The organism is Thauera sp. WH-1 (genome assembly GCF_047806685.1).
Taxonomy (GTDB): domain Bacteria; phylum Pseudomonadota; class Gammaproteobacteria; order Burkholderiales; family Rhodocyclaceae; genus Thauera.
In genome coordinates, this window is the sequence record NZ_JBLQGP010000001.1 from 190216 (window position 1) to 211389 (window position 21174).

The window sequence follows — 21174 nt, forward strand, 5'->3', positions numbered from 1 at the left end:
CACGGCTCCGACGCGATCTGGGCGGCGTGCGCGTCCCGCCCTGCCGCTGAGCCGACCTCCCTTCTCTTTCCGACCCGGACCCCTCCAGCCATGACGATGTTCGAACAACCGATTCCCACCCTGTGCCGCGATGGCGACCGCCTGCTGATCCTGGACCAGGCCCTACTGCCGTTTCGCAGCGAGCGCGTCGCGCTGACCAGCGTGGACGAGGTCGCCGGCGCGATCCGCCACATGCAGGTGCGCGGCGCGCCGCTGATCGGCGCCACCGCGGCATTTGGGGTGGCGCTGGCGCTGGCGCGCCAGGGCGCCGACGACGCCACGCTGCAGGCGGCGATCGCGCTGCTCGGTGCGACCCGCCCGACCGCGGTCAACCTGCACTGGGCGCTGGAACGCATGGCCGCCGCGCTGCGGCCGCTGGCGCCGGCGCGCCGGGTCGAGGCAGCGTGGGCCGAGGCCGAGGCGATCCGCCACGACGACGCCGCGACCTGCGAGGCGATCGGACGCCACGGGCTCGACATCCTGCGCGCGCTGGCCGCGCGCCGCAGCGGGCCGCTGCGCGTGATGACCCACTGCAACGCCGGCTGGCTCGCCACCTGCGGCGCCGGCACGGCGCTGGCGCCGATCTACGCGGCACAGGCAGCGGGCCTGGCGGTCGAGGTCCTCGTCAGCGAGACGCGGCCGCGCAACCAGGGCCTGCTCACCGCCTGGGAGCTGCGCGCCGCCGGCGTGCCCCATGTGCTGATGGCCGACAACGCCGCCGGCCTGCTGCTGATGCGCGGCGAGGTCGACCTGGTGATCACCGGTGCCGACCGCGTCGCCGCCAACGGCGACACCGCCAACAAGGTCGGCACTTACCTGAAGGCGCTCGCCGCGCAGGCCGCCGGCGTGCCCTTCTACATCGCCGCACCGCATTCGACGCTGGACTTCGCCTGCGCCGACGGCAGCGCCATTCCCATCGAGGACCGTGGCGCCGACGAGGTCTGCCGCCTGCGCGGCATGGCCGATGGCACCGACCCTGCCGAGCTCGCCACGCTGCGGCTGGCGCCCGCCGACAGCCGCGTGGCCAACCCGGCCTTCGACATCACCCCCGCCAGCTTGATCCGCGGCATCATCACCGAGCGCGGCGTGGTGGCAGCCGATGCGCTGGCAAGCCTGTATCCGGAGGGCGGGCGATGAGCGCGGACGGTGGCGTGGACATGCGCGAGACGGTGGAGCATGGCGAGCCCGCGGGCGACGCCTGCGGCCTGCCCGCGGACGAGGAGCTCGCGCTGCGCAGCACCCTGCTCGACACTCTGCGCGCGATGGGCGAGGCGCGTCTCAACGTCGGCACCGCCGGCAATGCCAGCGTGCGCCTGCCGGCAGGAAAGATGCTGATCTCGCCCAGCGGGGTGCCGGCCGAACGCTGCCGGCCCGAGGACATGGCCGTGGTCGATGGGGACGGCCGCCATGCCGGCCCGCTCGCGCCCTCGTCCGAGTGGCAGCTTCACCGCGACATCTACGCCGCCTTTGCGGCCGCCGGCGCGGTGCTGCACGCGCACGCGCCCTTTGCCACCGCGCTCGCCTGCCAGCGCCTCGAGATTCCGCCCTTCCACTACATGATCGCGCGCTTTGGCGGCATCAGCGTGCGTTGCGCGCGCTACGCCACCTTCGGCACCCAGGCCCTGTCAGACGCCACCGTCACCGCGCTGCAGGCGCGCAACGCCTGTCTGCTCGCCAACCACGGCATGGTCGTCTTCGGCCGCGACCTCGGCCATGCGCTGGCGCTCGCGATCGAGTTCGAGACCTTGTGCGAGCAGTACTGGCGCACCCTGCAGCTCGGCCCACCGGTGCTGCTGTCGGAGGCCGAGATGGCCGAGGTCATCGAGCGCTTTCGCTGGTACGGCAAGGCACGCCGGGCCTGAAGCCGGCCTGAGGCGGGCACACGCGCAAATACAAAGCCCCTGCGCGGACGGGAGGCATTCGTCCGGACAGGGGCAGGACGCTGCATGGCAGCGTCGGTGGGCGGCGGGGCGCCGCCCGGGTCAGGCTCAGTCGGCCTGGCGGCGCAGGAAGGCCGGGATGTCGTAGGTGCCGACGCCGCTGGTGCTCATCGCCTCGACCGTGGTGCGACGGCCGCTGCGCATGACGGCGGGGACATCGAGGTTGCTCATATCCACCGCACCGCTGCTCATCGACGGACCGTAGGTGCCGGTGCCCTGCACTACCTGCATGACCGGCTGGCGCGCGGCACGCGGGGCGCCGAGGCCGGTGGCCACGACGGTGATGCGGATGCGGTCTTCCATCGCGTCGTCGAACACGGTGCCGTACTTGACGAAGGCTTCCGGCGCGGCAAAGGCCTGCACCGTCTTCACCGCGTCGCGCACTTCGGACATCTTGAGCGACTTGCTGGCGGTGATGTTGATCAGCACGCAGCGCGCACCGGAGAGCTCGGTGCCTTCGAGCAGCGGCGACACCGCGGCCTGCTCGGCGGCGATGCGGGCACGATCGAGCCCGGCGGCTTCGGCCGAGCCCATCATCGCGCGGCCCATCTCGGCCATCGCGGTGCGCACGTCCTGGAAGTCGACGTTGACCAGCCCGGGCACGTTGATGATCTCGGCAATGCCGCCAACGGCCGAGCGCAGCACGTTGTCGGCCGAGCGGAAGCATTCCTCGAAGCCGGCGTCGTCGCCATAGACGTCGAGCAGCTTGTCGTTGAGCACGACGATCAGCGAGTCGACATGGCGGGTGAGCTCTTCGACGCCGCTTTCGGCGACGCGGATGCGGTTCTCGAAGTCGAAGGGCTTGGTGACCACGGCGACGGTCAGGATGCCCATCTCCTTGGCGATCTCGGCCACCACGGGTGCCGCACCGGTACCGGTGCCACCGCCCATGCCGCCGGTGATGAAGACCATGTGCGCGCCTTCGAGCGACGCGGCGATGTCGTCGCGCGACTCCTGCGCAGCGGCACGACCGGCCTCAGGCTTGGAGCCGGCGCCGAGGCCGGTGTTGCCAAGCTGAACCTTGGTCGAAGCCAGGCAGCGCTTGAGCGCCTGGGCGTCGGTGTTGGCGGAGATGAAATCCACGCCCTTCACGCCCTCGCGAATCATGTGGTCGACCGCGTTGCCACCGGCACCGCCGACACCGATCACCTTGATCATCGTCCCGCTCGATTCCTTCTCAACGATTTCAAACATTTGCCTCGCCTCCTGATTTGACAGCCCTGCTAGACCCCGAATGCCGCCTAACCTGCATCTAGTATCAGACGCGCAGTCTACTACTAAATACGCGCTTGTTAGCCGGCCTTCATCCAAAACGACCGGACCCCCATGGCCCGGTCAGAAGTTACGTTCGAACCACGACTTCATGCGCCCGAAAAGCTGCTTCACGCTGCGCGTGTCACGCGCCTGCAGCCCGCGTCGGCGCTGCGCGGCCCCTTCCATCACCAGCCCCATGGCGGTGGCGTAGCGCGGCTGGCAGACGACGTCGGCGAGGCCGCCGTCGTACTGCGGCGCACCAACCCGCGCCGGCATGTGGAACACCTCCTCGGCCAGCTCGGCCATGCCGCGCATCACGGCCGAGCCCCCGGTGAGCACGATGCCCGAGGACAGCAGCTCCTCGTAGCCGCTGCGGCGCAGCTCGGCCTGCACCAGCTCGAACAGCTCGGACACGCGCGGCTCGATGACGTCGGCCAGCGCCTGGCGCGACAGCTTGCGCGGCGGGCGGTCGCCAACGCCGGGCACCTCGATCATCTCGTCGGCATCGGCGAGCTGGTGCATGGCCACGCCGTGACGGATCTTGATTTCCTCCGCCTCGGTGGTGGGCGTGCGCAAGGCCATGGCGATGTCGTTGGTGATCTGGTCGCCCGCCACCGGGATCACCGCCGTGTGGCGGATGGCCCCCTGGGTGAACACCGCGATGTCGGTGGTGCCGCCGCCGATGTCGACCATGCACACGCCGAGCTCCTTCTCGTCCTCGGTCAGCACCGCGTGGCTGGAGGCGAGCGGCTGCAGGCTCAGGTCCATGACCTCCAGCCCGCAGCGGCGCACGCACTTGATGACGTTCTGCGCCGCCGACACCGCGCCGGTGACGATGTGCACCTTGACCTCGAGGCGCACGCCGCTCATGCCGATCGGCTCGCGCACGCCGCCCTGGCCGTCGATGATGAATTCCTGGGTGAGGATGTGCAGGATCTGCTGCTCGGCCGGGATCGGCATCGCGCGCGCAACCTCGATCACGCGGTCGACGTCCATCGGCGAGACTTCCTTCTCCTTGATCGCGACCGTGCCGCTGGAGTTGAAGCTCTTGATGTGGCTGCCGGCGATGCCGGTGTAGACCTCGTGGATCTTGCAGTCGGCCATCAGCTCGACTTCCTGCACCACGCGCGAGATTGCGTCGACGGTGGCCTCGATGTTGACCACCACGCCGCGCTTGAGGCCGTTGGTGGCCTGGGTGCCGAGGCCGACGACATTGAGGCGGCCATCGGGCTTGACCTCGGCCACCATGCAGGTGACCTTGGCGGTGCCGATGTCCAGGCCGACGATCAGTTCCTTGTATTCCTTGCTCATTGCTTGCCTTTCCTGCCGGTGGTCGATGCGGGCTGCAACAGCACCGAGGCGTCCGCCGGCGTCAGCGCGAACCCGCCCGGATAGCGCAGATCCGCGATCTTGATGTCGATGTCGATTTCCTGATGCACGCCGGGCCATACCGCGATGAAACGCTTCAGGCGCTCGGCGAGCGGGGATTTTTCCTGTTCGCGCCCGAGCACGACCGTCATGCCGTTGTCGAGCTGGAGCTGCCAGGCCTCGCGCGCGGACAGGGCCAGGCCCACCAGGCGCACACCGAGCGGCTGCAGCAGGCCGGAGAACTCGGCGTAGCGTGCCAGCAGCCGGGCGGCCGAGCCCTGCGGGCCATCGAACTGCGGCATGTCGGCATTGCTTGCGGCGACGAAGACCTCGCCCTGACGATTGACGAGCCGTGCGTCACCGCTCTCGGACACCGTCCAGTAGGCCACGGCCTCGTGCTCCTCGATGCGCAGCTCGAGCGCGTCGGGCCAGCGCCGGCGCACGTCGGCCTTGCGCACCCAGGGCAGTTTCTCGAAGGTGGCGCGCACGCTGTCCAGATCGACCATGAAGAAGTTGCCCTGCACCGCGAGCCGCGCGGCGTATTCGAGCTGGGCCTCGGTAACCTGGGTCGGCGGCGTGACCACGACGAGCTCGCGCAGCGGAAACAGCGGCCGCGACAGGAACCAGATCACCAGCGCCCAGCCCAGGGCTACCGCCGCCGCCAGCGTGAGCAGGTCGGAGATCAGGTTGAGCAGCGCCGGGCGATGCCACAGGCCGTGCTCGCCCGCTGCGTGCGCGCGCCCACCCGCGGCCGCCTGACGGGCGGAGCGGATCGAGGCGGGGCGGGCACGCACTTCAGCCAAGGCGGGCCCCCTCCAGGATCTTCAGGCACAGGCGGGTGAAGTCCATGCCGGCGACGCGCGCCGACATCGGCACCAGCGAATGGCCGGTCATGCCGGGCGCGGTGTTCATCTCGAGCAGATAGGGCCGGCCGTCGGCGGTGAGGATGAGATCAGCCCGGCCCCAGCCACGGCAGCCGAGCACGCGCGCGCTCTTCATCACCAGCGCCTGCAGCGCGGCCTCCTGCGCCGGCGGCAGGCCGCAGGGGCAGTCGTAGCGGGTGTCGTCGGTGAAGTACTTGTGCTGGTAGTCGTAGTTGCCCTCGGGGGCCACGATGCGCACCAGCGGCAGCGCCTGATCCTCGAGGAAGGGCGCGGTGAGCTCTTCGCCGTCGATGAATTCCTCGGCGATGACCAGGCTGTCATAGCGCGCGGCCAGCTCCCAGGCGGCGCGCAACTGATCGGCGGCGGTCACCTTGGTTGCGCCCATGCTCGAGCCTTCGTGCGCCGGCTTGACGAAGATCGGCAGGCCGAGCTCGGCCACCACCGCAGCCCAGTCGGTGTCGGCGTCGAGGATGGCGTAGCGCGGCGTGGGCAGGCCGCAGGCCTGCCACACCATCTTGGTGCGCCACTTGTCCATCGACAGGGCAGAGGCCATGACGCCGCTGCCGGTGTAGGGGATGGCCATCAGCTCGAGCGCGCCCTGCACCGTGCCGTCCTCGCCGCCGCGACCGTGGAGCGCGATGAAGACGCGCTCGAAGCCCTCTTCCTTGAGGATGTGCAGGTCACGCTCGGCGGGGTCGAAGGCGTGCGCATCCACCCCGGCGGCCTGCAGCGCGGCCAGCACCGCGCCGCCCGACATCAGGGACACCTCGCGCTCGGCGGACGAGCCACCGAACAGCACCGCAACCTTGCCAAGACCGGTATTCACAATACTTCCTCGATGCGGGCGAGCTTGCCCGGCACGGCGCCGATACTGCCGGCTCCCATGGTGATCACCACGTCGCCATCGCGCGCGGCAGAAACAATCATTCCCGGCATGTCGGCGATGTCCTCCACGAACACCGGCTCGACCTTGCCCGCGACCCGCAGCGCACGCGCCAGCGAACGGCCGTCGGCGGCGACGATCGGCGTCTCGCCGGCGGCGTAGACCTCGGCAAGCAACAAGGCGTCCACCGTGGACAGCACCTTGACGAAGTCCTCGAAGCAGTCGCGCGTGCGCGTGTAGCGGTGCGGCTGGAAGGCCAGCACCAGGCGGCGGTCGGGAAAGGCGCCACGGGCCGCGGCAATGGTGGCGGCCATCTCCACCGGGTGATGGCCATAGTCGTCGATCAATGTGAAGCTGCCGGCCTCGTCGCCGTCCTGGTCGAGCAAGGCCACCTCGCCGTAGCGCTGGAAGCGCCGGCCGACGCCGTTGAACTCGGCCAGCGCCTTGACGATGGCGGCGTCGGGCACCTGCACCTCGGTCGCCACCGCGATCGCCGCCAGCGCATTGAGCACGTTGTGCATGCCGGGCAGGTTGAGCTCGATCGCCAGCCGGGTGGTCGTGCCATTGACCCGCACGCAGTCGAACAGCATGCGACTGCCGTCGGCGCGGACGTTCTCGGCGCGGATGTTGGCGGCCTCGGACAGGCCGTAGCGCACGATCTGCTTCGATACCCTGGGCGCGATCTCGCGCACGTTGGGGTCGTCCTCGCACAGCACCGCCACGCCGTAGAAGGGCAGGCGCTGGAGGAAGTCCACGAAGGCCTGCTTGACGCGACTGAAGTCGTGGCCGTAGGTCTCCATGTGGTCGGCATCGATGTTCGTGACGACCGAGATGACCGGATTGAGCAGCAGGAAGGAGGCGTCGGACTCGTCGGCCTCGGCCACCAGGTAGTCGCCACTGCCCAGGCGCGCATTGGCGCCCGCGGCGTTCAGACGGCCGCCGATGACGAAGGTGGGGTCGATGCCGCCTTCGGCGAGGATGCTCGCCACCAGTGAGGTGGTGGTGGTCTTGCCGTGGGTGCCGGCAATCGCGATGCCGTGCTTGAAGCGCATCAGCTCGGCGAGCATCTGGGCGCGCGGCACGACCGGCACCCGGCGCTCGCGCGCAGCCACGACCTCGGGGTTGTCGGCCTTGACCGCGGTCGACACGACGACCACGTCGGCCCCGGCCACGTTACCGGCGTCGTGGCTATGCACGACGCAGGCACCCATCTTCTGCAGCCGGCGGGTGGCAGCGTTGTTACCGAGGTCGGAGCCGCTGACGCGAAAACCCTGATTGACCAGCACCTCGGCAATGCCGCTCATGCCCGAACCGCCGATACCGACGAAGTGGATGTTTCTGACTTTGTGCTTCATGCGGGCGCTCCTTCGGCGAGTTCGGCGCACACCCGTGCCACCGCGGCCGCCGCCTGGGGCCGGGCCAGCGCGCGCGCATGCTCGGCCATCTGCAACAGGCGCTCGCGGTCGAGGCTGGACACGATGCCCGCCAGGCGCTCGGGCGTGAGTTCATTCTGGGGCAGCAGGTAGGCGGCCCCGCGTTCGGCGAGAAAGCGCGCATTGCCTGTCTGGTGGTCATCGACCGCATGCGGGAACGGCACCAGCAGGCTGGCGACGCCGACCGCCGCGAGCTCGGCGACGGTGAGCGCGCCGGCGCGGCAGACGACGAGATCGGCCTCGGCATAGGCCGCGGCCATATCCTCGATGAAGGGCCGCAGGTCGCCCTCGACCTGGACCTCCGCATAGGCCGCGCGCAGGGCCTCGAGCTGCTTCTCGCCGGCCTGGTGCAGCACCTGCGGGCGCTGTTCGGCGGGCAGGCGCAGCAAGGCCTGCGGCAGGACTTTGTTGAGCGCCGCGGCGCCCAGGCTGCCGCCCACCACCAGCAGGCGCAAGGGGCCGCTGCGGCCGGCGTAGCGCTCGGCGGGCGGGGCCACCGCCGCGATGTCGGCGCGCACCGGATTGCCCAGCCATTGCGCCTTCGGCAGCACGTCGGGGAAACCGCTGAGGACGCGGTCGGCCACCCGGGCCAGCACGCGGTTGGCCAGCCCGGCGACCGAGTTCTGCTCGTGCAGCACCAGCGGGCGACCGAGCAGGGCCGCCATCATGCCGCCGGGAAAGGTGATGTAGCCGCCCATGCCCAGCACCACGTCGGGCTTCGTGCGGCGCAGCGCGCGCAGCGCCTGCCAGAAACCCGACAACAGATTCACCGGCAGCAGCAGCTTGCGCACCAGGCCCTTGCCGCGCAGCGCGCCAAAGCGCACCCAGGCGGTGTCGTAGCCGCGTTGCGGCACGATGCGCGCCTCCATGCCCTCGGGGTTGCCCATCCAGACGATGCGCCAGCCCTGCGCGCGCAGCGCTTCCGCCACCGCGATGCCGGGGAAGATGTGACCGCCGGTGCCACCCGCCATCACCATCAGCGTTTTCATGGCGTCGCGCCCCGCTTGAGCTGACGCACCTCCCAGTCGATCCGCAGCAGGATGCCGATCGCGATGCAGTTGGCGACGATGCCCGAGCCGCCAAAACTCATCAGCGGCAGGGTCAGGCCCTTGGTGGGCAACAGGCCCATGTTGACGCCCATGTTGATGAAGGACTGCACGCCGATCCACAGCCCGATGCCCTGGGCGACCAGGCCGGAGAAGTAGCGCTCGAGCTTGATCGCCTCGCGGCCGATGAGGAAGGCGCGCTGGACGACGATGGCGAACAGCACGACCACGGTGAGCACGCCGACGAAGCCGAGCTCTTCGGCGATGACCGCGAGCAGGAAGTCGGTATGGGCCTCGGGCAGGTAGAAGAGCTTCTCGACGCTGCCGCCGAGGCCGACGCCGAACCATTCGCCTCGGCCGAAGGCGATCAGCGAGTGCGACAGCTGGTAGCCCTTGCCGAAGGCGTCCTGCCACGGATCCATGAAACCGAAGATACGGTCGCGACGATAGGGCGAGGTCCAGATCAGCAGCACGAATCCGACCACCGCCAGCACCGCCAGCAGCGCGAAGATGCGGACATTGACGCCGCCGAGGAAGAGGATGCCGAAGGCGATCGTGGTGATGACGACGAAGGCGCCGAAGTCGGGCTCGCTCAGCAGCAGGAAGCCGACGAACAGGATCACCACCAGCATCGGCAGGAAGCCCTTGATGAAGCTGCCCATGACGTCGAGCTTGCGCACCGTGTAGTCGGCGGCGTAGAGCGCGGCGAAGATCTTCATCAGCTCGGAGGGCTGCAGGTTCACCGGGCCGAGCGAGAGCCAGCGCTGCGCGCCATTGACCTCGCGGCCTACACCGGGGATCAGCACCACCACCAGCAGCACCACGCCGGCAACGAAGAGCGCGGGGGCGAGCTGCTGCCAACGCGCCATCGACAGCTGGAAGGAGACCACGCCGAGGCCGAGGCCGATGGCGAGGAAGACCGCGTGCCGCATCAGGAAGTAGTGCGACTTGTAGCCGGTGAAGCGGCTGCCTTCGGCGATCGCGATCGAGGCCGAGTAGACCATCACCAGGCCGAGCAGCAGCAGCGCGACCGCCGACCAGATCAGCAGCAGGTCGAGCTCGCGCGCCGGCGTGCCGCCCTGGGCGAGGCGCTGAACGCTGCGCTGGGCCGGGTCGGCCTTGCGCTCGGCAGCGTGGAGGAAGCCGCGCACGGCGCTGGCGAGCTTCATCGCGGCGTCACCCCGGGCAGGCGGCGCACCGCGGCGATGAAGACCTCGGCGCGGTGGGCGTAGTTGCGGAACATGTCGAGGCTGGCGCAGGCGGGCGACAGCAGAACGGCGTCGCCGGCCAGGGCGAGCGCATTGGCCCGCAGCACGGCGGCGTCGAGATCGGCGGCATGTTCGAGGGGTACGCCGCAGCCCGCCACTGCGTGCTCGATGCGGCGGGCATCGCGGCCGATGAGCAGCACCGCGCGCGCCTTGCGCGCCAGCACCGCGGCCAGCGGCGAGAAATCCTGGCCCTTGCCGTCGCCACCGGCGATCAGCACCACCGGGCAGTCCATGCCGTCGAGCGCGGCGGCGGTGGCGCCGACGTTGGTGCCCTTGGAGTCGTCGTAATAGCGCACGCCGTCGGCACGCTCGGCGACCAGCTCGACGCGATGCGGCAGGCCGCGAAAGGCAATCAGGCCGGCGATCAGACGCTGCGGGGCGATACCCAGCCCCCCCTCGCACAGGGCGAACGCGGCGAGCGCGTTGGCGGCGTTGTGGCGCCCTGCGAGCGGCAGGTCGGAGAGCGCGATCAGGCGCTGCTCGCCGCGCACCAGCCAGGCCTGGCCAGCGCGCTCGGCGATGCCGTAGTCGTCGGCGCTCGCGGGTGCCGAGGTGCCGAAGCGGATCACCCGCCGGCCCGGCAGCGCCATCGCCGCCACCCGCGCATCGTCGCGGTTGAGCACCTGCACCCCCTGCCCCTGGAAGATCGCTGCCTTGGTGGCGGCGTACTCCCCAAGGCCGGCATAGCGGTCGAGGTGGTCGTCGGTGACGTTGAGCACGGTCGCGGCTTCGGGATCGAGCGCGCGCATGGTCTCGATCTGGAAGCTCGAAAGCTCGAGCACCCAGCACGCCGGCAGGGCTGCGCCCAGCTCGAGACGCTGCATCAGCACATCGAGCGCTGCCGGGCTGATGTTGCCGGCGGCCACCGCGTCGATACCCGCCGAGCGCGCGAGCGCCGCAGTGAGCGCGGTGGTGGTGGTCTTGCCATTGGTGCCGGTGATGGCGAGCACGCGCGACTGCGCGCGCACGCCGAGCTCGTCCAGCGCCTGTGCGAGCAGGCTCATCTCGCCGGTGATCGGCAGCGCGCGGCGATGCGCTTCGGCCGCCACCCCGACCCGGGGGTCGATGCCCGGGCTGAGCGCCACCAGATCGACGCCTTCGAGCACGCCCGCGTCGTAGTCGCCGGTGACGATCTCGGCCAGCGGCGCGTCGGCGCGCAGGGCGTCCAGACCGGGCGGGGTCGGCCGGCTGTCGGCGACGCGCAGGCGCGCGCCACGCAGCGCGCACCAGCGCGCCATGGCGAGGCCGGATTCGCCCAAGCCGATGACCAGCACGAGTTTTCCGGTGAGCGCGCTCATCTGAGTTTGAGAGTGGACAGGCCGAACAGCACCAGCATGATGGTGATGATCCAGAAGCGCACGACGACCTGGGTTTCCTTCCAGCCGCCGAGTTCGAAGTGGTGGTGCAGCGGCGCCATGCGGAAGATGCGCTTGCCGCCGGTGGCCTTGAAGTAGAGCACCTGCAGCATCACCGACAGGGTCTCGGCAACGAACAGCCCGCCCATGATGAAGAGCACGATCTCCTGGCGCACGATGACGGCGATGGTGCCGAGCGCCGCGCCCAGCGCGAGCGCGCCGACGTCGCCCATGAACACCTCGGCCGGGTAGGCGTTGAACCACAGGAAGCCGAGTCCGGCGCCGCAGATCGCGCCGCAGAACACCGCCAGTTCGCCGGCGCCGGCGATGTAGGGCACGCCGAGGTAGTTGGAGAAGCCGACGTGACCGGCGACATAGGCAAAGATGGCGAGCGCGGCGGCGACCATCACCGTGGGCATGATCGCCAGGCCGTCGAGGCCGTCGGTGAGGTTGACCGCGTGGCTGGTGCCGTTGATGACGAAGTAGGTCAGTGCGATGAAACCGAAGATGCCCAGCGGATAGGCGATGGCCTTGAAGAAGGGCACGATGAGCTCGGTCTCGGCCGGCGTCGAGGCGGTGAGGCCGAGATAGACCGCGGCCGCAAGCGCGATCGCCGAGGTCCACAGGTACTTCCAGCGGCTGGCCAGGCCCTTGGGGTCGCGATGCACGACCTTGCGCCAGTCATCGACCCAGCCCACCGCGCCGAAGCCCAGCGTGACCAGCAGCGTCACCCACATGTAGTCGTTGCCGAGGTCGCCCCACAGCAGGATGGTGAGGCCGATCGAGATCAGGATCAGCGCACCGCCCATCGTGGGCGTGCCGGCCTTGGTGAGGTGCGAGCGCGGGCCGTCGTCGCGCACTGCCTGGCCGATCTTCTTTGCCGCCAGCCAGCGGATGACCGCCGGGCCGGCGATCAGCGAGATGGCGAGCGCGGTGAGCGCGGCCAGCACCGTACGCAGCGTGATGTAGCCGAAGACGTTGAAGCCACGAATGTCCTGGCCGAGCCAGAGAGCGAGTTCCAAGAGCATGTCAGGAGCCGGTTTCCTTTGCAGGGGCGGAATTGTGCACTGCCACAAGAGCGTCCGCCACCCTTTCCATACGCATGAACCGCGAGCCTTTCACCAGCACCACCGAGTCTGCATCCAGCCTGGGCAAGAGGGCCTTGACGAGGGCCTCGGGCGAGCCGAAGTGATGTCCGCCGTCGCCGAAGTTGCGCGCCGCCACCGCGCTCATGTCGCCAAGCGCAAAGAGGCCGTCGATGCCCTTGCTCTTGGCATAGCCACCGATCTCGTCGTGCACCTGCGCGCTGCTGTCACCGACTTCGCCCATGTCGCCGAGCACCAGCCAGGTGTGGCCGGGCATGGCGGCGAGCACATCGATGCCGGCGCGCACCGAATCCGGGTTGGCGTTGTAGGAGTCGTCCAGGATCAACGCCCCTCTGGGTCCGGTGCGACGCTGCAGGCGGCCGCGGGTGCCGACGAACTCGGCCAGCCCCTCGGCGACGGCCTCGAGCGACACCCCCGCCGCGAGGCAGGCCGCGGCGGCGCCAACGGCATTGCGTGCGTTGTGCAGACCCGGCACCTGCAGGGCGAACTCGACCTCCCCCTGGGGGGTGTCGAGTTCGAGCCGCGAGCCGAGGCCGCGCAGGGTACACCGACCGCGCACGTCGGCTTCGTGCTCGATACCGAATGTCACAATCGCCCGGCCGGCGTTGATCGAGCGCCAGTAGCCGGCGTGGGTGTCGTCGGCGTTGATGATGGCGACGCCGGCGGCGCCGAGCCCCTGGTAGATCGTGCCCTTCTCGTGCGCGACCTCGTCGACCGAGCCGAGCCCCTGCAGGTGAGCGCGCTGGGCGTTGTTCACCAGCGCCACGGTGGGCAGCGCGAGGCCGCTCAGGTAGGCGATCTCGCCCGGCTGGTTCATGCCCATCTCGACCACCGCTGCGCGGTGGAAGTCACGCAGCTCGAGCAGGGTCAACGGCAGGCCGATGTCGTTGTTGAGGTTGCCGCGGTTGGCGAGCACGGACTCGTCGCCGAAGCCGTCGCGGCGGGCCTGGGCGCGCAGGATCGCAGCACACATCTCCTTGACCGTGGTCTTGCCGTTGCTGCCGGTGACGCCGATCAGCGGCACGGCGAAACGCGCACGCCAGGCCGCGGCTAGGGTGCCGAGCGCGAGCCGGGTGTCGTCGACGACGAGCAGGGGCAGTGGCGCGCCGGCGAGCGCAGCCGCGCCCGCTTCATCCACCAGCGCGGCGGCGGCTCCGGCGGCGGCGGCGGCGGCGACGAAGTCATGGCCGTCGAAGTGCTCGCCGCGCAGGGCAACGAAGAGCTGGCCGGGCGCGACGCTGCGGCTGTCGCTGCCGACGCTCTCGAAGCGTGCCAGTCCAATCGCTCGCGCGCCATGGGCAGCCAGCGCGCGCGCGCCATCCTGTAGCGTCATCATCGGCCTTCTCCCCGCTGGTGCCAGGCCTGCAGGGCGGCACGCGCCTGCTCGAGATCGGAGAACGGCACGCGCTGGCCGAGGACCTCCTGATAGGGCTCGTGGCCCTTGCCGGCGATCACCACGATGTCGTCGGCGGCGGCCTCGCCGATCGCGATGGCGATGGCCTGGGCGCGGTCGACGACCTTCTCGGCCTGTGGGCCGGCGCCGGCAGCGACCGCCTCGATGATGCGCAGCGGATCTTCCGAGCGCGGGTTGTCGCTGGTGATAACGACGCGGTCGGCCAGCGCCTGGGCCACCTCGCCCATCATCGGCCGCTTGCCCGGATCGCGATCGCCACCGCAGCCGAACACGCACACCAGCCGACCGCGCCGGGTGTGCACCGTCCCGCGCAAGGCCTCGAGCACCTTGGCCAGCGCATCGGGCGAGTGGGCATAGTCGACGATGACGAGCGGCTCACACACACCGCCCACCAGTTGCATGCGGCCCAGCGGCGGGCTGAGCCGCGACAGCACCGGCGGCAGCGCGTCAAAATCGATACCGCGCGCGAGCAGGGCCGCCGCCACCGCGACCAGGTTGGAGACGTTGAAGGGCGCCACCATGCGCACGTTGACGTCGGCCTCGCGCCCCGCCCACACCAGACTGAAGCGCAGCCCGGCGGGCGCGGCCTGCAGGCGATCGGCGAGCAGCACGCGCGCGCCGGGGACGGCATCGGCGTTGGCCTGGTGCAGGGAGCACGCGATCACCTCGCGCCCCTCGCCGACCAGTCGCCGCGCCAGGGTGAGGCCGAAGGGGTCGTCGATATTGAGGATGCAGGTACGCAGCTCGGGGCGGGCAAACAGCCGGGCCTTGGCCTCGGCGTAGGCCTCCATGCTGCCGTGGTAGTCGAGGTGGTCGCGGCTCAGGTTGGTGAAGATGGCGACATCGAACTGAGCGCCATTCACCCTGCCCTGGTCGAGACCGATGGAGGACACCTCCATCGCCGCCGCGCCGGCCCCGGCGGCGGCAAAGCGCGCCAGCCAGCGATGCAGATCGAGCGCATCGGGCGTGGTGTTGATGCCCTCCTCGAGTTCGTCCGGGAATCCGCAGCCGAGCGTGCCGATGATGCCGCAGCGCGCGCCGAACTCCTCGCTCGCCCGCGCCAGCATCTGCGTGACCGTGGTCTTGCCGTTGGTGCCGGTGACACCAGCCAGCCACAGGCGCTCGGAGGGACGGCCGTGGATCTCGTGTGCGAGGTGGCCGGCGAGCTCGCGCAGGTTGTCGACGGCCAGCGCCGGCACCGCCACCCCTTCGGGCGGGACGCCGCCGGCGCGCTCCCACAGCAGGGCCGATGCGCCGCGTGCGGCGGCGTCGGCGAGAAAGCGGCGTCCGTCGGTGCGCAGCCCGGGCCAGGCCGCGAACACGCTGCCGGCGGCCACCTTGCGCGAATCGGCAGTGATGTCCCGCGGCGCGACGCCGAGACTTCGGAGTTGCTCGAGCAGGGCGAGGGCTTGGGCGGCGCTCACATGTTCTCCCGGCTGGAAGGCGTGCGGCCGGCTTCCTCGTCAGCGCTGCGGCGAGCGAGTTGCAGCGGCGTGAGCGGCACGTCGGGCGCGACGCCGAGGGCGCGCAGCGCGCCTTCGGTGACACGGGAGAACAAGGGCGCCGCGACCGCACCGCCGTAATACTGACCGGCGGACGGCTCGTCGATCATCACCGCGACCACCAGCCGCGGATTGGACGCGGGCGCGAAGCCGACGTAGGACGAGATGTACTTCCTGGCGTAGCGGCCGTTCTCGAGCTTGCGCGCGGTACCGGTCTTGCCCGCCACGGTGTAGCCCGGCACCTGGGCGCGCACCGCCGTCCCCTTCGGTCCGGCCACCAGCATCGAGCGCACGGTACGGGCGGTCTCGGCCGAATAGACGCGGCGCCCGGAACTGGGCTGGCCGTCGACGCGGGTCAGCGACAAGGGCACGAGCTCGCCGTCGCGCGCAAAGACGAGGTAGGCGCGCGCCATCTGGATCAGGCTCACCGAGATGCCATGGCCGAAGGACATGGTGGCCTGCTCGATCGGCCGCCAGCTCTTGGCCGGCCGCAGCCGGCCCGAGGCCTCGCCCGGAAAACCGAGATTGAGCGGCGTGCCGAAGCCGAGCTGATCGAACAGGTGCCACATCTCGTCGGCGCTGAACTGCTGGGCGAGCTTGACGGTGCCGACGTTGGAGGACTTCTGCAGGACCTCGGCGACGGTCATGAGGCCGTTGCGCTTGACGTCGGAGATCGTTGCCGTACCGATGGTCATGCGACCGTTGCCGGTATCGATGACGGTGTCCGGGGTCGCCTTGCCGCGGTCGATCGCCAGCGCCGCGATGAAGGGCTTCATCACCGAGCCCGGTTCGAAAGTGTCGGTGAATACGCGATTGCGCAACTGGGCGCCACTGAGGTTGGCGCGGTTGTTGGGGTTGAAGGTCGGCGCGTTGGCCAGGGCCAGCACCTCGCCGCTGCGCGCATCGAGCACGACAACCGCGCCCGCCTGCGCCTTGTGCTGCTCCATCGCCTCGCGCAAGGCCGACCAGGCCAGATACTGGACCTTGCCGTCGATCGACAGCGCGACGTCCTGGCCGTCGCGCGGCGGGCGGATGGCCTCGACGTCCTCGACGATCTGGCCGCGGCGATCCTTGATGACGCGGCGCGCGCCGGGGCGGCCGGCAAGCTGCTTCTCGAAGGCGAGTTCGATCCCTTCCTGGCCCTTGTCCTCGACGTTGGTGAAGCCAAGGATGTGGGCCATGACCTCGCCACCGGGGTAGTAGCGCCGGTATTCCTGCTGCTGATGGATGCCGGGCAGGCGCAGATCGGCGACCTGCTTGGCGACCTCGGGCGGCAACTGGCGCTTCAGGTAGGCGAAGTCGCGGCTGGCGGCGAGGCGGCGATTGAGCTCGTTGGCGTCCATCTCGAGCAGGCGGGCGAGTTCGCGCGCCTGCGCCGGCTCGAGCTGGGCATCGGCGGGCAGTGCCCAGATCGAGCGCACCGGCGTGCTCACCGCCAGGATGTCGCCGTTGCGATCAGTGATGCGGCCCCGCGTGGCAGGCACTTCGAGCGTGCGCGCGTAGCGCGACTCGCCCTTGGCCTGCAGGAAATCGTTGTGAACCCCTTGCAGATAGAGCGCGCGACCGGCCAGCGCGACCGAGCAGCCCATCAGCGCGAGCATGACCAGACGCGGGCGCCAGGCCGGCAGATCACGCTTGAGGAGCGGATTGTGATTGAAGGTTACGCTGCGCGGGTTCTTCATGATTGCGGCTCCACCACCAGCACCTGCCCCGGCGGGGGCAGGCGCATACCCAGCTTTTCACGGGCCAGTCTTTCGACCCGACCATGGGTTGCCCAGGTGCTCTGCTCCAGCTGCAACTGCCCCCACTCGACCGCCAGCGCCTGGGCACGGCTCTGCTCGCGCTCGTACTCGGCGTGCAGCTTGCGGGCCTGGTGCTGGGCCGAGACCACGCCCAGCGCGCTGGCCACGACGAGGGCGACGAGCACGGCGTCGGCGCGCATCATGGCGTCACCTCGGTCCGCTCGGCCACGCGCATCACGGCGCTGCGCGCGCGCGGGTTGGCGGCGACTTCGGCCTCGCCCGGGCGCACCGACTTGCCCACCAGGCGCAGGCGCGGCTGCGGCAGCTCGGCCGCCCGCAGCGGCAGGCGCCGCGGCAGCACCGGCGGGCGCGACTCGTCACGCATGAAGCGCTTGACGATGCGGTCCTCGAGCGAGTGAAAGCTGATCACCACCAGCCGCCCACCGGGCCGCAGCCGTGACACGCAGACCGGCAGCACGCGGCTCAGCTCCTCGAGCTCCTGATTGATGAAAATCCGAAGAGCCTGGAAGGTGCGTGTCGCAGGGTGCTGCCCCGGCTCGCGCGTACGGACCGCTTTCTCCACGATCGCGGCAAGTTGTCCAGTGGTTGCGACAACCCCCCCTGCCCGAGCAGCTGCAATCGCCTTTGCAATCGCATGAGCAAACCGTTCTTCTCCATATTCCCTGATGACCTCCGTGATTTCGCCGACGGAGGCATCCGCCAGCCATTCGGCCACGGTCTGCCCGTGGCTGGTATCCATGCGCATGTCGAGCGGCGCATCGAAGCGAAAGCTCATGCCGCGCGCGGCGTCGTCGAGCTGGGGTGAGGACACCCCGATATCCAGCAGCACGCCATCGACGGCCTCGACGCCAAGCCGCTCGAGCTCGTCGTCCAAGGCGCTGAAGGCGGCATGAACCAGCGTCAGGCGGGCATCCTCCAGCGCGCGGCCGGCGTCGATCGCCGCCGGATCGCGGTCGAAGGCGATCAGCCGCCCCTGCTCGCTCAGCCGTGCGAGCAGGGCGCGGCTATGACCGCCGCGACCAAAGGTGCCATCGACGTAGATGCCGTCGGGATGGATGGCGAGGGCGTCGACCGCTTCCGCAAGCAGGACGCTGACATGGGTCCCGGTGCTCACAGCGTGAGGCTCTCAAAGCCGGCCGGCAGGTCGGCGGTGGCCATCTCGAACATGGCCTGCTGCTGTTGCTGCCAGCCTTCGTCGGACCACAGCTCGAAGTGACTGCCCTGCCCGACCAGCCAGACCTGCTTGTCGAGCTTGGCGAACCTGCGCAGGGACTGGGCCACCAGCACGCGACCGGCGCCGTCGAGCGCCTCCTCCTGGGCAAAGCCCACCAGCAGGCGCTTGAGCAAGGCCGTCTTGGCATCCAGCCCGGGCAGGCCCAGCACTCGATCACGAATCGGCACCCACGCCGGGACCGGATAGACCAGCACACAGCCGTGGGGATGCGCAGTCATCACCACCTGGCCGTCCTCGACGGCCAGGGCGTCACGATGCCGCGCGGGAATCGCAAGGCGACCCTTGGCATCGAGATTGAGCGCTGCGGCCCCCTGGAACATCGTCCCCCCTGACGGCGTCGGGAAAGCATCGGAATGACACTTTCCCCCACTTTTTTCCACTTGAACCCACTTTAGTGGAAAGGCCATACCCGGTCAAGGTCGCGCCTCCGGAATCCCGTTGTTTCACAATGACTTATGTCACAGTAACGAAGCACCAATAAATCCTGAAAAATCAAGGCCGATACGATGCAATGCTGAGATTCGACGCGAGCCGGGACCTCCGTCGTGCGGATGTGGGAGAAGGTGGGATATACGGGTAAAGAAATGCCTGTCCGAGACCGACATTCGCCGTCGAGCGAGACGGAAACGCAACTTGTGGTCGCGATCGCGCCGGACGGGGCGATGAGGTGGGAAATTCGGACGCGGGCGCACAAAGGGCTGCCACGCGGCGGATGTGGGGGAAGTTCGCCGATAAGCCGGGTTCTGTCGAACGCCACCGGCGCGAGCCGGCGACATCGGGCAGTCATTCCTCTGGGGGCCGTGTTACCACGGCGCTCTAGCAGCCTACCCGGGAGCGACGCGAGCCACGCCAATGCTCCCCTATTTGGCCTTGCCCCGGATGGGGTTTGCCGTGCCAGTCCTGTTGCCAGTCCTGCGGTGAGCTCTTACCTCACCGTTTCACCCTTACCTGATCCCGCTCGCGCGAGCCATCGGCGGTCTGCTCTCTGTTGCACTTTCCGTCGCCTCACGGCGCCCGGCCGTTAGCCGGCATCCTGCTCTGCGGGGCCCGGACTTTCCTCCACGCACGACGAGGTGCGCAGCGACTGCCTGGCGAACTTCCCGCGGCGGATTATACGCGCAGGAATCAGTTCGCAGCCGCCGCAGCGACAAATGCGGGCGCGCCGTCCTTGAGGACGAAGCGGCCGACCAGCGCACCGGGCGGCTGGCCGTCCGGGTTGTCCCAATCCTGGACGAGGCACTGCTCGGTGCCGGCGAGGTACCAGCGGTTGCCCTGATGCAGCGCCCACAGGCGATCGCCGGCGGCGTAGATGCGCATTTCGACCAGCGCCGTGGGGCCGGGATGGATGCGCACGCGTTTCTGGCAGCTGGGCAGGCGCGAGGCGATGATCGATTGCTTGAGCTCGTCATCCCAGGGGAATTTCTGCTCGCGCACCAGGATCAGTGCGTGCTGGCTGCCCTCGATCATGTAGGAGGTGGCGCTGTTCTCGCAGCCGGCAAGGGTCAGCAGCAGCGCGCCCGCTGCCAGCAGGCGACGCGCGGCGATGTTGCGCTTGGCCATGGTCACGCTCCCGCGCCCGCCAGCTTCCAGCCGATCTGTTCGCCCGCACGCAGGGGCACGACGGGATCGCTGCCGAGATAGGGGTAGCTGAGCGGCACGGTCCAGCTCTCGCGCACAAGAGTGATGGTGTCGGTGTTGGGCGCCAGACCGTAGAAGGCGGGACCATTGAGGCTGGCGAAAGCCTCCAGCCTGTCGAGCGCGCCGGCTGCATCGAAGACCTCGGCGTAGAGCTCGATGCCGCCGTGGGCGGTGTAGCAGCCCGCACAGCCGCAGGCGTTCTCCTTCGTGCTGAGCGCATGCGGCGCCGAGTCGGTGCCGAGGAAGAAGCGCGGATTGCCCGAAGTCACCGCCGCGACCAGGGCCTCGCGGTGGGTTTCGCGCTTGAGCACCGGCAGGCAGTAGTGATGCGGGCGGATGCCACCGGCAAAGATGGCGTTGCGATTGAGCAGCAGATGGTGGGCGGTCACCGTGGCGCCGACGTTGGCACCGGCCGCACGCACGAACTGCGCCGCCTCGGCGGTGGTGATGTGTTCGAACACGACCTTCAGGCCGGGGAAGCGACGCACCAATGGCGACAGCGTACGCTCGATGAAGACGCGTTCGCGATCGAAGACATCGACCTCGTGGCCGGTGGCCTCGCCATGCACGCACAGCACCATGCCGAGCTTTTCCATGCGCTCGAGCACCGGGTAGATGCGCTCGATCGCGGTCACGCCGGCGTCGGAGTTGGTCGTCGCCCCTGCCGGGTAGAGCTTGGCGGCGGGGATGCGCCCGCTGGCCACGGCACGATCGATCTCGTCGGCCGCCAGGTTGTCGGTGAGGTAGAGCGTCATCAGCGGCTCGAAACCCGAGCCCGGTACGGCGGCGAGAATGCGTTCGCGGTAGGCGAGGGCCTGCTCGGTGGTGGTCACCGGCGGCTTCAGATTGGGCATGATCAGGGCGCGGCCGAAGCGAACAGCGGTATGCGGCACCACGGCGTCGAGCGCGGCGCCGTCGCGCACGTGCAGATGCCAGTCGTCGGGGCGGACAAGGGTAATCGAATGCATGGAACGGATCCTCGTGAGAGCCCCGGGATTATAGGCGCATCCCGCTTGCGCCGGCCGCTCTCATGCCAGATCAGTGCGC

Annotated in this window: 19 protein-coding genes and 1 other RNA gene; 2 read left to right on the forward strand and 18 right to left on the reverse strand. The window is 69.5% G+C overall.

Features of this window, described 5'->3' with window-relative positions; translation table 11 throughout:
- Positions 1–96 precede the first annotated feature (96 nt).
- A complete protein-coding gene (mtnA, locus tag ACMV5O_RS00885; protein ID WP_416161940.1) occupies positions 97–1176 on the forward strand; it encodes an S-methyl-5-thioribose-1-phosphate isomerase in 1080 nt (359 codons plus the stop codon).
- 20 nt (positions 1177–1196) lie between these two features.
- Positions 1197–1901 (forward strand): class II aldolase/adducin family protein, encoded by a 705-nt coding sequence (locus ACMV5O_RS00890; RefSeq protein WP_416161941.1) that lies wholly within the window; start codon positions 1197–1199, stop codon positions 1899–1901.
- 126 nt (positions 1902–2027) lie between these two features.
- Here the strand turns inward: ACMV5O_RS00890 and ftsZ are convergent, their stop codons facing one another.
- The 18 genes from ftsZ to pyrC form a co-directional block, all read right to left on the reverse strand.
- Positions 2028–3173 (reverse strand): cell division protein FtsZ, encoded by a 1146-nt coding sequence (gene ftsZ / locus ACMV5O_RS00895; RefSeq protein WP_416161692.1) that lies wholly within the window; start codon positions 3171–3173, stop codon positions 2028–2030.
- 141 nt (positions 3174–3314) lie between these two features.
- Positions 3315–4544: a cell division protein FtsA gene (gene ftsA, locus ACMV5O_RS00900; protein WP_324537730.1), complete on the reverse strand. Its 1230-nt coding sequence runs from the start codon at positions 4542–4544 to the stop codon at positions 3315–3317.
- A complete protein-coding gene (locus ACMV5O_RS00905) occupies positions 4541–5404 on the reverse strand; it encodes a cell division protein FtsQ/DivIB (protein WP_416161693.1) in 864 nt (287 codons plus the stop codon). Before ACMV5O_RS00905 ends, ftsA begins: the two co-directional genes overlap by 4 nt.
- Positions 5397–6311 carry a D-alanine--D-alanine ligase gene (locus tag ACMV5O_RS00910; protein WP_416161694.1) on the reverse strand — a complete coding sequence of 305 codons (915 nt, stop codon included), beginning with the start codon at positions 6309–6311 and terminating at the stop codon, positions 5397–5399. Before ACMV5O_RS00910 ends, ACMV5O_RS00905 begins: the two co-directional genes overlap by 8 nt.
- Positions 6308–7723, reverse strand: a complete 1416-nt coding sequence (murC, locus tag ACMV5O_RS00915) for a UDP-N-acetylmuramate--L-alanine ligase (RefSeq protein WP_416161695.1) — start codon at positions 7721–7723, stop codon at positions 6308–6310. The genes ACMV5O_RS00910 and murC overlap by 4 nt, the downstream gene beginning before the upstream one ends.
- A complete protein-coding gene (gene murG, locus ACMV5O_RS00920; RefSeq protein ID WP_416161696.1) occupies positions 7720–8790 on the reverse strand; it encodes an undecaprenyldiphospho-muramoylpentapeptide beta-N-acetylglucosaminyltransferase in 1071 nt (356 codons plus the stop codon). Before murG ends, murC begins: the two co-directional genes overlap by 4 nt.
- The gene (ftsW, locus tag ACMV5O_RS00925; RefSeq protein ID WP_416161697.1) at positions 8787–10016 is read right to left on the reverse strand and encodes a putative lipid II flippase FtsW; all 1230 of its coding nucleotides are present in this window, start codon (positions 10014–10016) and stop codon (positions 8787–8789) included. The genes murG and ftsW overlap by 4 nt, the downstream gene beginning before the upstream one ends.
- Positions 10013–11413, reverse strand: coding sequence for a UDP-N-acetylmuramoyl-L-alanine--D-glutamate ligase (gene murD, locus ACMV5O_RS00930; protein ID WP_416161698.1), 1401 nt, complete (start codon positions 11411–11413; stop codon positions 10013–10015). The genes ftsW and murD overlap by 4 nt, the downstream gene beginning before the upstream one ends.
- Positions 11410–12498, reverse strand: coding sequence for a phospho-N-acetylmuramoyl-pentapeptide-transferase (gene mraY, locus ACMV5O_RS00935; protein WP_416161699.1), 1089 nt, complete (start codon positions 12496–12498; stop codon positions 11410–11412). The genes murD and mraY overlap by 4 nt, the downstream gene beginning before the upstream one ends.
- A 1-nt stretch (position 12499) precedes the next feature.
- The gene (locus ACMV5O_RS00940) at positions 12500–13912 is read right to left on the reverse strand and encodes a UDP-N-acetylmuramoyl-tripeptide--D-alanyl-D-alanine ligase (protein ID WP_416161700.1); all 1413 of its coding nucleotides are present in this window, start codon (positions 13910–13912) and stop codon (positions 12500–12502) included.
- A complete protein-coding gene (locus tag ACMV5O_RS00945) occupies positions 13909–15414 on the reverse strand; it encodes a UDP-N-acetylmuramoyl-L-alanyl-D-glutamate--2,6-diaminopimelate ligase (protein WP_416161701.1) in 1506 nt (501 codons plus the stop codon). Before ACMV5O_RS00945 ends, ACMV5O_RS00940 begins: the two co-directional genes overlap by 4 nt.
- Positions 15411–17174: a peptidoglycan D,D-transpeptidase FtsI family protein gene (locus ACMV5O_RS00950; protein ID WP_416161702.1), complete on the reverse strand. Its 1764-nt coding sequence runs from the start codon at positions 17172–17174 to the stop codon at positions 15411–15413. The genes ACMV5O_RS00945 and ACMV5O_RS00950 overlap by 4 nt, the downstream gene beginning before the upstream one ends.
- The gene (ftsL, locus tag ACMV5O_RS00955) at positions 17171–17437 is read right to left on the reverse strand and encodes a cell division protein FtsL (RefSeq protein ID WP_416161703.1); all 267 of its coding nucleotides are present in this window, start codon (positions 17435–17437) and stop codon (positions 17171–17173) included. The genes ACMV5O_RS00950 and ftsL overlap by 4 nt, the downstream gene beginning before the upstream one ends.
- Entirely contained in the window at positions 17434–18369 is a 936-nt protein-coding gene (gene rsmH / locus ACMV5O_RS00960; RefSeq protein WP_416161704.1) for a 16S rRNA (cytosine(1402)-N(4))-methyltransferase RsmH, read from the reverse strand. The genes ftsL and rsmH overlap by 4 nt, the downstream gene beginning before the upstream one ends.
- Entirely contained in the window at positions 18366–18809 is a 444-nt protein-coding gene (mraZ, locus tag ACMV5O_RS00965; RefSeq protein WP_416161705.1) for a division/cell wall cluster transcriptional repressor MraZ, read from the reverse strand. The genes rsmH and mraZ overlap by 4 nt, the downstream gene beginning before the upstream one ends.
- A 396-nt stretch (positions 18810–19205) precedes the next feature.
- Positions 19206–19589: RNase P RNA component class A (gene rnpB, locus ACMV5O_RS00970), an RNA gene on the reverse strand.
- 25 nt (positions 19590–19614) lie between these two features.
- Entirely contained in the window at positions 19615–20049 is a 435-nt protein-coding gene (locus ACMV5O_RS00975) for a hypothetical protein (RefSeq protein WP_416161706.1), read from the reverse strand.
- A 2-nt stretch (positions 20050–20051) separates the two neighbouring features.
- Positions 20052–21095 carry a dihydroorotase gene (gene pyrC / locus ACMV5O_RS00980; protein ID WP_416161707.1) on the reverse strand — a complete coding sequence of 348 codons (1044 nt, stop codon included), beginning with the start codon at positions 21093–21095 and terminating at the stop codon, positions 20052–20054.
- Positions 21096–21174: the final 79 nt, after the last annotated feature.

What these genes read in the sequence shown, in the direction of transcription:
- mtnA (WP_416161940.1), top strand. Translation starts at nt 97, where the DNA reads ATGTTCGAACAACCGATTCCCACCCTGTGCCGCGATGGCGACCGCCTG.
- ACMV5O_RS00890 (WP_416161941.1), top strand. Translation starts at nt 1,197, where the DNA reads ATGCGCGAGACGGTGGAGCATGGCGAGCCCGCGGGCGACGCCTGCGGC.
- ftsZ (WP_416161692.1), bottom strand. Translation starts at nt 3,173, where the DNA reads ATGTTTGAAATCGTTGAGAAGGAATCGAGCGGGACGATGATCAAGGTG.
- ftsA (WP_324537730.1), bottom strand. Translation starts at nt 4,544, where the DNA reads ATGAGCAAGGAATACAAGGAACTGATCGTCGGCCTGGACATCGGCACC.
- murC (WP_416161695.1), bottom strand. Translation starts at nt 7,723, where the DNA reads ATGAAGCACAAAGTCAGAAACATCCACTTCGTCGGTATCGGCGGTTCG.
- murG (WP_416161696.1), bottom strand. Translation starts at nt 8,790, where the DNA reads ATGAAAACGCTGATGGTGATGGCGGGTGGCACCGGCGGTCACATCTTC.
- ftsW (WP_416161697.1), bottom strand. Translation starts at nt 10,016, where the DNA reads ATGAAGCTCGCCAGCGCCGTGCGCGGCTTCCTCCACGCTGCCGAGCGC.
- murD (WP_416161698.1), bottom strand. Translation starts at nt 11,413, where the DNA reads ATGAGCGCGCTCACCGGAAAACTCGTGCTGGTCATCGGCTTGGGCGAA.
- mraY (WP_416161699.1), bottom strand. Translation starts at nt 12,498, where the DNA reads ATGCTCTTGGAACTCGCTCTCTGGCTCGGCCAGGACATTCGTGGCTTC.
- ACMV5O_RS00940 (WP_416161700.1), bottom strand. Translation starts at nt 13,912, where the DNA reads ATGATGACGCTACAGGATGGCGCGCGCGCGCTGGCTGCCCATGGCGCG.
- ACMV5O_RS00950 (WP_416161702.1), bottom strand. Translation starts at nt 17,174, where the DNA reads ATGAAGAACCCGCGCAGCGTAACCTTCAATCACAATCCGCTCCTCAAG.
- ftsL (WP_416161703.1), bottom strand. Translation starts at nt 17,437, where the DNA reads ATGATGCGCGCCGACGCCGTGCTCGTCGCCCTCGTCGTGGCCAGCGCG.
- mraZ (WP_416161705.1), bottom strand. Translation starts at nt 18,809, where the DNA reads ATGTTCCAGGGGGCCGCAGCGCTCAATCTCGATGCCAAGGGTCGCCTT.
- ACMV5O_RS00975 (WP_416161706.1), bottom strand. Translation starts at nt 20,049, where the DNA reads ATGGCCAAGCGCAACATCGCCGCGCGTCGCCTGCTGGCAGCGGGCGCG.
- pyrC (WP_416161707.1), bottom strand. Translation starts at nt 21,095, where the DNA reads ATGCATTCGATTACCCTTGTCCGCCCCGACGACTGGCATCTGCACGTG.